This is a genomic window from Corynebacterium sp. LK33 (genome assembly GCF_014334955.1).
Classification (GTDB): domain Bacteria; phylum Actinomycetota; class Actinomycetes; order Mycobacteriales; family Mycobacteriaceae; genus Corynebacterium; species Corynebacterium jeikeium_D.
Genome location: NZ_PDGU01000007.1, coordinates 116538 through 128225, shown reverse-complemented (window position 1 = coordinate 128225; position 11688 = coordinate 116538). Strand labels below are relative to the sequence as shown.

The 11688-nt window shown below is 57.3% G+C and carries 10 protein-coding genes and 1 riboswitch; of the genes, 8 read left to right on the top strand and 2 right to left on the bottom strand.

All coding sequences use genetic code 11. From position 1 onward, the window contains the following. Window positions 1–44: 44 nt before the first annotated feature. On the bottom strand, window positions 45–659 hold the full coding sequence (locus CRD20_RS01480; protein WP_141752719.1) for a heme-copper oxidase subunit III: 615 nt from the start codon (window positions 657–659) through the stop codon (window positions 45–47). Window positions 660–1195: 536 nt separating this feature from the next. Here CRD20_RS01480 and trpD point away from each other — a divergent pair. Continuing rightward, window positions 1196–2263, top strand: coding sequence for an anthranilate phosphoribosyltransferase (trpD, locus tag CRD20_RS01475; RefSeq protein ID WP_070767288.1), 1068 nt, complete (start codon window positions 1196–1198; stop codon window positions 2261–2263). Here trpD and CRD20_RS01470 read toward each other — a convergent pair. Continuing rightward, window positions 2260–3849, bottom strand: coding sequence for a DEDD exonuclease domain-containing protein (locus tag CRD20_RS01470; RefSeq protein WP_048731219.1), 1590 nt, complete (start codon window positions 3847–3849; stop codon window positions 2260–2262). The genes trpD and CRD20_RS01470 overlap by 4 nt on opposite strands. 414 nt (window positions 3850–4263) lie before the next feature. After that, window positions 4264–4406: riboswitch (cyclic di-AMP (ydaO/yuaA leader) on the top strand. Window positions 4407–4420: 14 nt separating this feature from the next. On the opposite strand from CRD20_RS01470, the gene CRD20_RS01465 reads away from it, so the two are divergent. The 7 genes from CRD20_RS01465 to CRD20_RS01435 all read left to right on the top strand — a co-directional run bounded on the left by CRD20_RS01465 (window position 4421) and on the right by CRD20_RS01435 (window position 11636). Continuing rightward, window positions 4421–4999 carry a C40 family peptidase gene (locus CRD20_RS01465; protein WP_048731217.1) on the top strand — a complete coding sequence of 193 codons (579 nt, stop codon included), beginning with the start codon at window positions 4421–4423 and terminating at the stop codon, window positions 4997–4999. Window positions 5000–5344: 345 nt separating this feature from the next. Continuing rightward, window positions 5345–6415, top strand: a complete 1071-nt coding sequence (locus CRD20_RS01460) for an NlpC/P60 family protein (RefSeq protein ID WP_370545778.1) — start codon at window positions 5345–5347, stop codon at window positions 6413–6415. 53 nt (window positions 6416–6468) lie between these two features. Continuing rightward, entirely contained in the window at window positions 6469–7623 is a 1155-nt protein-coding gene (locus CRD20_RS01455) for a glycosyltransferase family 4 protein (protein WP_049192937.1), read from the top strand. Window positions 7624–7632: 9 nt separating this feature from the next. Beyond that, a complete protein-coding gene (locus CRD20_RS01450) occupies window positions 7633–8646 on the top strand; it encodes an ROK family glucokinase (RefSeq protein WP_187404710.1) in 1014 nt (337 codons plus the stop codon). Window positions 8647–8747: 101 nt separating this feature from the next. Further along, on the top strand, window positions 8748–9539 hold the full coding sequence (locus CRD20_RS01445) for a 1-acyl-sn-glycerol-3-phosphate acyltransferase (RefSeq protein ID WP_016423019.1): 792 nt from the start codon (window positions 8748–8750) through the stop codon (window positions 9537–9539). 151 nt (window positions 9540–9690) lie between these two features. Then, window positions 9691–10182, top strand: coding sequence for a polyadenylate-specific 3'-exoribonuclease AS (locus tag CRD20_RS01440; RefSeq protein WP_016423018.1), 492 nt, complete (start codon window positions 9691–9693; stop codon window positions 10180–10182). Between the two features lie 68 nt (window positions 10183–10250). Continuing rightward, window positions 10251–11636, top strand: a complete 1386-nt coding sequence (locus tag CRD20_RS01435) for a class II 3-deoxy-7-phosphoheptulonate synthase (protein ID WP_149420634.1) — start codon at window positions 10251–10253, stop codon at window positions 11634–11636. The last annotated feature ends 52 nt before the right edge of the window (window positions 11637–11688 follow it).

Sequence of the window (11688 nt, the reverse complement as noted above, 5' to 3'; positions counted from 1 at the left end):
GGATGGGCTGTAGGCCGTACTGAACAAAGGACGGCCAATACGGCCTACTGGATGAAGTAGATGGTGATGAACAGGCCAATCCACACGACGTCGACGAAGTGCCAGTAGTACGAGACCACGATGGCAGCAGTGGCCTGTGCCGGGGTGAACTTCGACTTTGAGGTACGGATAAGCACCACAACGAAAGCCAGCACACCCGCGAGGACGTGGGCTGCGTGGAATCCGGTGGTGATGAAGAAGACCGAACCGTAAATGGAGTTCTGAATGGTCAGACCGTGGCTAACCAGGGTGAAGTACTCGTAAGCCTGGCCGACGAGGAAGATTGCACCCAGGGCGGTAGACAGTGCGTACCACTTACGGAGTGCGAAAACGTCGCCACGCTCGGCCGCGAACACGCCCCACTGGGCAGTGAACGAAGACGACACTAGGATCACGGTGATCAATAGTGCGTACGGGACATTGAGGTGGCCGGTACCCCAATCCCACGATTCGCCCTGGCCGTTCGCGCGTGACACGAAGTACATCGCGAACAGGCCGGCGAAGAACATTAATTCCTGAGACAGGAACACAATCGTGCCGACACTGACCATATTCGGTCGGTTCAGTGTCGCAGCACGACGTGGTGCTGTCATACCTTGATTTTCAACTGCGCTCGTCACATCTAACAGTATGTACTGTTCTTAAGGAGTAGTCACGTTGCAACCCCCGTTTTTGTATAAAATTTCCTAAAATCCCAGGTCGCGAGGAAAGGTTTCTGAGAATTTCACTAATTTTTCCCCCTGTTGGGAACTTTCCGGAGTCTTTATCCGACGCGGGTGAATTCGAGGGGTTTGTTGTGCCGAGGTGCGCGGTGTCCATCCCCCTGGACTGCCAGGTTCACCTCCGGCGAACCTGGGTTAGCGATACTGCGGCATCAGTTGTCGGCTAGTTTATCGCAGGTTCGGCTCTGTTTAATATCGTATCTTTCCAGCTGCCCCAATGGGGGTGAGGTTTTCGGCGAACGCAAAAGGTGGACCTGGTGATGCGCTGGATTTATGGGGGAGGTAACTTGTCTTATTACGTACATCACTGTGGGATTTTCTAAAAGACCTGTGATGTGGCGCACCTGGTGGGCGGGATAACCAGCAGTACCTAGGTGCAGTTGTATTAATAAAGTACGAGTACAGACTTGACAATCTAGTGGAAGGGAGTGGCGATGAGCGAGATCGGCGATAAGAGGGCGGTCGAGAACTGGCGCCATGTTCTCTCCACGATTGGCGCTGGCCGCGAGGTTTCCGGTGAGGGCATTCGATTCGCCATGGATCAGATTATGTCCGGTGCTTCTGGGGACGTGCAGACCGCAACGTTTGCTTTCGGTCTCCTCGCCAAGGGGATTACGGCTGCCGAGCTTGATGCTGCGGCTGAGGGCATGCTTTCATTTGCCCGCCCGGTACATGATCCACAGCTCGCTGGTGTTATTGAGCGCGGTGCAGTCGATATCGTCGGCACCGGCGGTGATGGCGCAAATACCGTCAACATCTCCACGATGTCCATGATTGTTATCGCGGCCAGTGGTGTGCCGGTGCTCAAGCACGGTAACCGCGCGGCTTCCTCGAAGTCGGGCGGAGCTGACATGCTGGAGGCCTTTGGCATCGACATTGAGAACGGTCTCGTTACTTCTCCGGAACATCCGGATTTCTACGTGCGCTTCCTCTTTGCCGCTCGCTTTCATCCGGCCATGCGCTTCGCTGGACCGGTGCGTAAGGGGCTAGCGGTTCCGACAGTCTTCAACCTGCTGGGGCCGCTGACGAATCCAGCACGCCCGCAGGCGAGCTTGATTGGCTGTGCCTTCGAAGATCAGATGGAGACGATGGCGAACACCTTCGCCCGCCGTGGTCAGCGCGCGCTGGTGGTTCGCGGAAGCGATGGCCTCGACGAGATTACCGTTACTGGTCCCACCAAGGTCTTTATTGTGGAAAACGGTGAAGTTGCCGAAGATGTCATCGATCCACATGACTATGGCATGGAGTACTCCGAAATTGACGCGCTGCGTGGCGGTGACCCTGCTTACAACGCTGATGTTGCACGTCGCATTTGGGCTGGCGAGCTCGAAGGTCCGATTCGCGATGCAGTCATCCTTAACTCCGCCGCCGCAATCGCCATTTCGCGTGGTCTGAGTGGCCGTCCACTAAAGGAAGCTATGGCCGACTCCATTGAAGAGGTCAAGGAAACGCTCCAGTCGGGGCTGTGCTTGGATATCCTTACCGCGGCGATGAGGGGTTAAGGTTCGCGTCGCGCTTCACGACGTGCTTGCTGCGCGTCAATTGCCCACTGAAGGTATTTTCCTGCGCCCAGCCTAGGGTAGGAAAACTCGCCTCCGGTGGGCTTTATTCGTACCTCCGGGCGCTGCAGCCATTTCCAGATAATACTGAGTTCATCAATTGATGCTCCTTTATATAAGGAGTCATCTGGAGTGACTGTTTGGGCTGAACTCTCCATGAGGTCGATGATGTAGTTCATATCCGCGCCATGTGGTGCAGTGCTGGCGCCGGCCAACCTGCCATAGCGAATTTCCGCTAGATGCCAGCCGCCATTGCCATCGGGGAAAGCGGCTTGCAGAGATGGGATGGCGGCAAGCATGCTCAAACGCTGCTGCTTGTCCAAGCTGATAATGAACTCCGCGGTGCGGTCACGCTGCACTGCCGCGCGTTGGAAGCGGTGTGCTTCGGCAAGTGCTGATATCTCTGCGATCATGTCTGCGATCTCGTCGGCGCCGGTGGTGGAGATCTGGGCGGTTGTCATCGCAAAGTCGTCGTTAAGCGCGGAGAACCTGTCGCGGATGGCAGTAGCGGTGTCGCGCGTGCGGAACGGACCTAGGCTGCGGGCGTCGGTGACTTTCCGGCTAATTTTGGCAGGCCGACCGGGGCTAGTGGGGACGATGTACCAGCCGCGGGTTGGTTCGGTGCGTTGTCGGTTGTAGGGCGGACGGAGTGCAGAAATCAGACGAGCCTCGCGGATTTCTGCAGCGAAGCCGTGCGGGCACTCGATGATCTCGACGCGTTCGGCTAGAGAGACCATTTCCGTAATCTTGCGACGAGAATCAGTGCCGTTGAAATACTGCAGAAGTCTACGTCGCAAATCGAGAGCTGTACCTATATATAAGGGGTCGTCATTTCTTGACCGAAAAACATAGACACCAGGGGTGTGCGGAGCTCCATCGGCAAGGTGCCGTTTAGCACGAACCTCTGGAGCGACGGTGGGCGAGTAGTGCACTAGCTCGGACGCTGTTTGTACTTCATCGCCAGCTAGTCTCTCCATGAGGTAGTGAAGGACGTCGACGGTTGCGATTGCGTCGTCAAGCGCCCGGTGGGTGGGGCGATTCGGAGAACCGACGTACCGTGCGAGCTGTGAGAGCTTGAAACTGCCAACTTGTGAGCGGTCGAGGACGCGACGCGCCAACGTGAGAGTGTCTACGACACTGGGGCTCGGCCAATCTAGGCCCAAATCTGTGCAAGCCTGGCGGAGGAATCCAATATCGAACTTGGCATTATGCGCAACCCAGACGCTTCCCCGGGCAAATTCGAGGAACTGAGTAATAACTGTGCCGAGCTGTGGGGCAGTTTCAACATCGGCGGTAGTGATACCGGTGAGAGATGTGATGTGGTCGGGGATCTCCATGCCGGGGTCGATGAAGCTGGAAAAGGTGCCAATCGTCTTACCGCCACGGGTTTTGATGGCCCCAATTTCAATGATGTGGTCGTTCTTGGCCTTCAGTCCAGTCGTTTCTAGGTCTACGACGACAAAGGTGGTGTTGAAAAGAGAATCATCGACGGTGCCTTCGAGAGGGAAGTGCTGTTGTCCTGAATCCACATCAATAATCCTATTCTGAGCGCTCCTAGCGGTGTTAAAACTGTGAAACTTGAGCAAATTGAGCCGCCACAAGTTGGAGTGTGACATAAAACACGTTTTGAGCCCGCGATAAAAATGTGTCGACTTTAAGGCATTGAGTGTAAAGTTCTCGGCGGACTTCAAAATGCCAGGTAGTGACACGTTTATCAAACTGTTATTATTCCGCTATAGGGGGGGGTGTCTAGTTGTAACAGCTTGGTAACGGTTTAGTTCTATCGATGGTAACAACCGGGCCTCGAGCGGTTTTCTGGGCAAACGGCTAGACAAAACTTGATGCCATTTCGTAACCTTATCGAGACATTGAAACGGGGCCACTGAGTTGGTGCCGGTCATTGATAAGAAAACGCAGAGCCTTATCGAAGGTCCTGAGGGTCTAAGTAGTGAGAGCCTCAGGGGATTCGAGCCGGGGACCCACCTCGAACCATGGGGTGAATCCCAAAGGGAAATCCCGGAGGGTAGGAAGTCTTCCATTCTTCCGAACCCGTCAGCTAACCCGGTCGGCTAAACAGGAAGATTTTGGAGTTTCAAAACAATGGGCAAGCACCACCGCCGTTCTAACTTTGCACGCAACGCAGTCGCATTTGGCGCAACTGTCGCCGGCGTTACCGCTCTCGCAGTTCCGACCGCTAACGCTAACCCGCTGAACGACATCCAGGGCGCACTGAACGGCTTCGATACCCCGCAGGTTGCAGGTATGCAGGATGTTGTTGGCAAGTTCAACGACATCGCAGGTGAGGTTACCTCCGGCAGCGTTGCAAACGTTGCAGCACCGTCCACTGGTTCGGCTATCGTCTCCGCTGCACGTTCCAAGATCGGTTCCCCGTACGTGTGGGGCGCTACCGGTCCGAACTCTTTCGACTGCTCCGGTCTGACCTCCTGGGCATACCAGCAGGTCGGTAAGTCGATCCCACGTACCTCCCAGGCGCAGGCTTCCCAGGGTACCGCGGTCTCCAGCCCGGCGCTGGGTGACATCGTTTCCTTCTACTCTGGCGCTACCCACGTCGGCATCTTCTCCGGCAACGGCAACGTGATTCACGCTCCGCAGTCCGGCGATGTCGTCAAGGAAGCTCCGATGAACTACATGCCGGTTCACAACTTCGTCCGCTTCTAATCTGTTTGAACGGATGACAACCTGCGGGGCCTTGATGCCCCGCAGAGCCTTGGCTCTCTTTTGAGTGAGGGGGCACTGAGGCGAGCGCCCGGGTGCTGACGCTATGCGCGTCGTAAAGCACTATAGGGGTGCTCGCCTCATTTTTGTTTTTCTACTGCGGTTACGCAATGCGTGGAGTCGAAGGGCCATCCTGGTTACTCCCTTTGGATACCCCTTTGTGCTGGCGGTTTGTCGGTGTGTTGTTCCGCGGCAAGGCTGCTACAATTTGCTCGAATGCGTCAAGTGGTTTGATGTTTTGTTTTTCGGGGAAGAAATTTGAATACACAACTTGAAAAGGGTTTGGATTTGTCGCGTCACCGTGTCTCTCGTCGTCGCCACAACTCTCGTCGCGGTGTAGTCGGGCTTACGGTCGTGACTGGGCTAACCTTTGGCGCCGTAGGTTTGGCGCCGATTGCGTCTGCACAGGATGAACAGCCAGCCCCGGATCTGGCTACTGCAGACGGCATTATTGCAGAGCTGGAGAGGATTTCTCGGGATACCGAAGCGGTTTCTGAGGAAGTTACCGAGCTGGATTCCCAGGTTCAGGCCAAGGAAGAGGAACTCCGGCACGCCGAGGGGGAGCTGAAGCACTCTGAGGATCAGGTTCTCCGAGCACAGGATGACCTCAAGGCGCTCTCTGGTGAGATTTCTTACTTCGCGAAGAAGCGGATGCGTGGTGAAATCGTCGACCCATTGTCGGCCGCCCTGGGATCTGCCAGTGCTCAGGACGCTATCGACCGTGCCGGTTACATCAACAAGATGTTCCGCGACAACGATGAAGTCGTCAGCCGTGCGGTGCAAGCCCGCAAGGATGCTGAGGATGGTAAGGCCAATGCGCTGCGTCTGCAGGGCGATATTCGCAAGCAGCTCGATGACCTGGCTAAGCGTCGCGATGATTTGGACAAGCGCAGCGCCGAATTTGATGAGCGCGCCGAGCATGTCAAGTCCATGGTTGAATCGCTGAGCCCCGAACAGCGGGAAATTTGGATTTCCAAGAACAACCCAATTACCGAAGGGTTGGACAAACTGCTCGGATCTTCCGCCGCAGTTGATGCCGCTCTGTCGAAGCTGGGCTCCCCGTACTCGTGGGGAGCTGCTGGTCCCTCTGAGTTCGATTGCTCGGGTCTGATGTACTGGGCGTACCAGCAGATTGGTAAGTCCATCCCGCGGACCTCGCAGGCGCAGCTCGCCGGTGGTACTCCGGTGAGCCGCGACCAGCTGCAGCCGGGCGACATCATCGGTTACTACCCGGGAATCACGCACGTGGGCATGTACATCGGCAATGGTCAGATTGTCCATGCTTCCGACTACGGTATTCCAGTCCAGGTCGTTTCCATCGACCAGGGTGGCCCGTACCAAGGCGCTGTCCGCTTCTAACTAGCGGCAGGTGGCCTCGCGTCCTTTTAGTCAAGGTAGATAAACTCGGCTCCATGTCTGCGCGCGTACTGCTCATTACGAATGACTTCCCGCCTCGCGATGGTGGAATCGAGTCCTACCTGCGTGATTTCTGTGCTCGTTTGGATCCGGAGAACCTCGTAGTCCTCGCGTCCTCGCGAGCTCCGAAGGAAAAGCTCCGCGCCTACGACGAGTCGCTACCGTACCGTGTTTACCGCATGCGTGATTCCGTGCTGCTGCCACTGCCGCACGTAGCTCGTCGCGCCGCTCAGATTATTCGCACCGAACGCATTGACACCGTATGGTTTGGTGCCGCCGCGCCACTTGGTTTGCTTGCCGACGCATGCCGTCGCGCAGGTGCCACCCGCATCGTTGCTACCACTCACGGACATGAAGTGGGCTGGTCGATGCTGCCATTGGCCCGCCAGATGCTGAGGCGCATTGGTAAGAGCTCCGATGTTGTGACCTATATTTCCCGCTACACCCGTGGTCGATTTGCGGCAGCCTTTGGTCCGCAAACAGCATTTGAACGCCTGCCTTCCGGTGTCGATATCGAGCGATTTTCTCCGGACCCCGAGGCGGGACAGAAGATCCGGCAGCACCACGGAATCGGTGAGTCTCAGCCGCTCATCGTCTGTATTTCTCGGCTAGTGCGCCGAAAAGGCCAAGATATGCTGATTCGCAGCATGCCTAAGGTTCTTGAGCAGCACCCGGATGCCAGGTTGCTGATCGTGGGTGTTGGTCCGTTGAACCGAGAATTGAAAAAGCTGGCAGTAAAGCTCGGGGTCTCCGAGCAGGTCATTTTTGCCGGCAAGGTCTCTTATGATGACCTCCCCGCCTATTACAATGCGGCCAGCATTTTTGCCATGCCCGCCCGAACCCGCGGACGTGGCCTCGATGTAGAAGGCCTCGGCATTGTCTACTTGGAAGCACAGGCCTGCGGTGTCCCTGTCATAGCTGGCAAGTCTGGTGGCGCCCCGGAGACAGTTATCGATGGCGAAACTGGCATCGTTGTCGACGGGGCCTCGAAGCGCAGCGTCGCCACCGGGCTGGTTGAGATTTTGGATAATCCGGAGCGCGCAGCGGCGATGGGAGCCTGTGGTCGGGAGCATGTTGTGCAGTCGTGGACCTGGGAGGTCATGGCTGCTCGGGCTCGCCGAATTCTCCGAACCTGCGCAATCCCTTTATAATCAACTGTTATGTCCACCGATATTCCGATTCATCCGAGCTCAGACGAGTCCGACGCCGCTGATCGCCCGGCTATCGGCTTTGATATTGGTGGAACAAACCTGCGCGCTGCAGTGGTCAGCGCTGATGGGCAGGTGCTGTATCGAGTTCAGACCAGTTCTGACGGCAGTGTGGATGCCATTGAACGTGGCATTGTCCAGACATCCGAGCGCTTGGTTGAACGCTTTCCAGATGTCAGCGCCATCGGTTTAGCTGTAGCTGGTTTTTTGGATTCTGACCGTCAGACGGTTCGTTTCGCCCCGCATCTGCCGTGGCGCGATGCGAACGTCGTCAAGCGTTTATCCTTGCTTCTCCCATGTCCGCTGCAGCTTGAGCACGATGCCAACTCGGCCGCCTGGGGCGAGTATCGCTTTGGTGCGGCTCGCGGTGCGGATAATTGGGTGCTGTTTGCGCTGGGGACGGGAATCGGCGGCGCGATGATGCAGGGTGGTGAGATTTACCGTGGCGCGTACGGCACGGCGCCGGAATTCGGCCACCTCACCGTTGTGCCGGATGGTCGTCCCTGCTCCTGCGGAAAGCGTGGTTGCTTGGAGCGTTACTGCTCGGGTACGGCGTTGGTTAACACCGCTCAGGAACTCTCTGAATCCGGTCGCTACTTCTCGCGGCTTACCGACGGGCTCGTGGCCGGCTCGGTAACTGGTACCGATGTCGTCTCGGCTGCTCGCCAGGGGGATGAATTGGCTCTAGCTGCGATTGATGACTTTGCTACCTGGCTGGGGCGTGGCCTGTCGATGGTGGGCGATGTCTTTGATCCGGAATTGATTGTTATCGGTGGCGGTGTTGCCTCGGCGTCTGATCTATACCTGGACAAGGCCAAGGCCGAGTTTGCCCGCAATCTCACCGGCGCTGGTTATCGTCCGGTAGCGGATGTGCGGGTCGCTGAACTAGGCGCGGATGCTGGGTTGATCGGTGCGGCGGATATTGCGCGCAGCGTTGTGGCTGCCGAGGGTGCGGCATCGTCGTAAAGCGTCAATTGGGGAATGTAGGGGAATTCGCCCGCGAAAAGGTGGGGGAATGGCTGCGGAGATGGATCGTCGGACCACCTGAACCTGTATAGTTTTAAACTGTGAATAATCGCTGGTACAAGTTCTTTAAGTACATCCTCATTGGCCCTTGGCTGCGGATCTATAATCGCCCGTACTACATCGGTGGTGAGAAGATTCCTCAGGAAGGTCCAGCGCTGATGGCGTCGAACCACCTTGCTGTGATGGATCACTTTTTCTTCCCACTGGTCTGCCGTCGTCAGCTGACGTTCCTGGCGAAGGCGGAGTACTTCACCACGCCGGGCTTTGTCGGCGGTATCCAGAAGTTCTTCTTCTCCTCGGTGGGGCAGGTGCCGATTGACCGTACCTCTGGTGATGCAGCTCGCGATGCGCTGAACGCCGGCTTGAAGGTGCTGTCACGCGGTGACCTGCTGGGCATTTCCTTGGAAGGCACCCGTAGTCCGGATGGTCGACTGTACCGCGGTAAAACCGGTGCGGCACGTGTAGCGCTGGAGTCCGGTGTGCCGGTGTTCCCAATGGCGATGATTGATACGGAGAAGGCCAACCCGATTGGTTCGTGGATTCCTCGTCCGGTGAAGGTCGGAACGATTATCGGCGATCCGATTGATCCGTCGGAGTACAAAGCCAAGTACAGCGATGAGTATGAAGCGGCCAGGGCGCTGACGGATGACCTGATTAAGGAAATTCAGAAGCTTTCGGGTCAGGAATATGTCGATGCTTATGCGACTGATGTGAAGAAGTCCTTGGAGGCCGGCACCGGCTATCCAGCGGGAACCGAGCCGGGTGGAGAGCTGACCACTCCGGCTCCGGGGCCGAAGCCGACCCCTCGTCGCTGGTTCCGACGCGCTCGCTAGAATAATTAGGCGCAGATAGTTTTCGCGACAGTGGGGCTGCACACTTCCTATGGCGATTCGGTGCATGGGTAAGATTTGCTCGGTAGGGCTCCACGGTCTTTTGGTCGCGAGGTAGCCGACGCGAGGCCGAGGCTGGAGAGGATTCCACACCGTGCGTTATTTTTATGACACCGAGTTTATTGAAGACGGCAAGACTATTGATCTTGTCTCCATCGGTGTCGTAGCTGAGGACGGCCGCGAGTACTACGCGGTGTCTACCGAGTTCAATGAGAGCAAGGCCGGGCCGTGGGTTCGGGCCAATGTGCTCAATCAGCTGCCCAACCCCTCATCTCCGCTGTGGAAGAACCGGGACACGATCCGCGAGGAACTGCTGGCATTTTTCACCGAACCCGGTACGGGCAGCCCAGAGCTGTGGGCCTGGGTAGGTGCCTACGACCACATTGCGTTGGTGCAGCTTTGGGGCGATATGACCAAGTTGCCGCAGTTTATGCCGCGCTATACCCGTGAACTCAAGCAGTACTGGGAGATGGCGGGTAAGCCACGGTTGCCAAAACAGACTGCAGGTAAGCACGACGCGCTGGCAGATGCCCAGCACAATCTGCTGAAGTTTCAAAAGATTGCACAGAAATTGCCGCTCGATTAAGCAGCGGAATTCGAATATTTGGTGACCTGACTAACACCCTTCTAGCAGGGGCACTACAATGAACTTCTGTGAGTTGGACTATTGATCTCCCTGTAGATGACCTGCCCGATCTGCCACCGCTTCCCGGCGACATGGCTGAGCGCTTTGCTGATGTCGTATCCCGCCAAGCCCTACAGCAGCCAAGCTGGGATGCCCGCGCCGCTGCAAACGTGCGTCGCATTCTCGAATCGGTGCCGCCAATTGTGGTCGCGCCTGAGGTTCGTAAGCTTCGTCAGGAGCTTGCCGACGTCGCTAATGGTAAGGCCTTCCTGTTGCAGGGCGGTGATTGTGCGGAGACCTTTGAGTCCAATACTGAGCCGCACATCCGCGCCAATGTGAAGACCTTGCTGCAGATGGCCGTTGTGCTGACCTACGGCGCATCCACTCCGGTCGTGAAGATGGCTCGTATCGCTGGTCAGTACGCCAAGCCGCGCTCGAAGGACATCGACGGCGACGGTTTGCTCAGCTACCGCGGTGACATGGTCAACGGCGTTGAGCCGACCGAAGAAGCTCGAGTTCACGACCCAGCTCGAATGGTGCGTGCCTACGCCAATGCCTCCGCGGCGATGAACCTGGTACGTGCACTGACAGGTTCGGGCACCGCTGACCTGCACCGTCTGCACGAGTGGAACCGTGAGTTCGTCAGCAACTCGCCGGCTGGCGCCCGCTACGAGGACCTGGCACGCGAGATTGACCACGCACTGCAGTTCATGGCTGCCTGTGGTGTTGCGGACTCGAACCTGCAGACCGCGCAGATTTACTGCTCGCATGAGGCGCTGGTTGTTGACTACGAGCGCGCTATGCTGCGCCTTTCTGAAAACGATGGCAGCCAGGAGCTGTTCAACCTCTCCGCGCATCAGCTGTGGATTGGTGAGCGCACCCGTGGCATTGAGGATTTCCACATCAACCTGGCTGCCATGATTGGCAACCCCGTCGGTGTGAAGATTGGCCCGACCACCACGCCGGAGGAGGCTGTCGCTTACGCTGACAAGCTCGACCCGTTCTTCCAGCCTGGTCGCCTGACCCTGACTTCGCGTCTGGGCAATGACAAGGTTCGCTCCGTGCTGCCTCCCCTCGTTGAGGCTGTGGAAGCTTCTGGTCACAAGGTCATTTGGCAGTGCGACCCGATGCATGGCAACACTTACTCGGCCTCCAATGGTTACAAGACCCGCCATTTCGACCGCATTGTCGACGAGGTTCAGGGCTTCTTCGAGGTGCACCGCTCGATCGGTTCGCACCCGGGCGGTATCCACGTGGAGCTGACCGGCGAAGATGTCACTGAGTGCCTCGGTGGCGCGCAGGACATTTCCGATGTCGACTTGCCAGGCCGTTACGCATCCGCCTGTGACCCGCGTTTGAACACTCAGCAGTCGCTGGAGCTGGCCTTCCTGGTTGCCGAGATGCTGCGCAACTAGTTGCATCCAGCTCAGCTAGGTACAACTAGCCCAGCTAGTGCAGCGCCGCACT

Bases quoted from the DNA above. Each gene is read 5' to 3' on its own strand.
- trpD (WP_070767288.1), top strand. From the start codon at position 1,196: ATGAGCGAGATCGGCGATAAGAGGGCGGTCGAGAACTGGCGCCATGTT.
- CRD20_RS01455 (WP_049192937.1), top strand. From the start codon at position 6,469: ATGTCTGCGCGCGTACTGCTCATTACGAATGACTTCCCGCCTCGCGAT.
- CRD20_RS01465 (WP_048731217.1), top strand. From the start codon at position 4,421: ATGGGCAAGCACCACCGCCGTTCTAACTTTGCACGCAACGCAGTCGCA.
- CRD20_RS01450 (WP_187404710.1), top strand. From the start codon at position 7,633: ATGTCCACCGATATTCCGATTCATCCGAGCTCAGACGAGTCCGACGCC.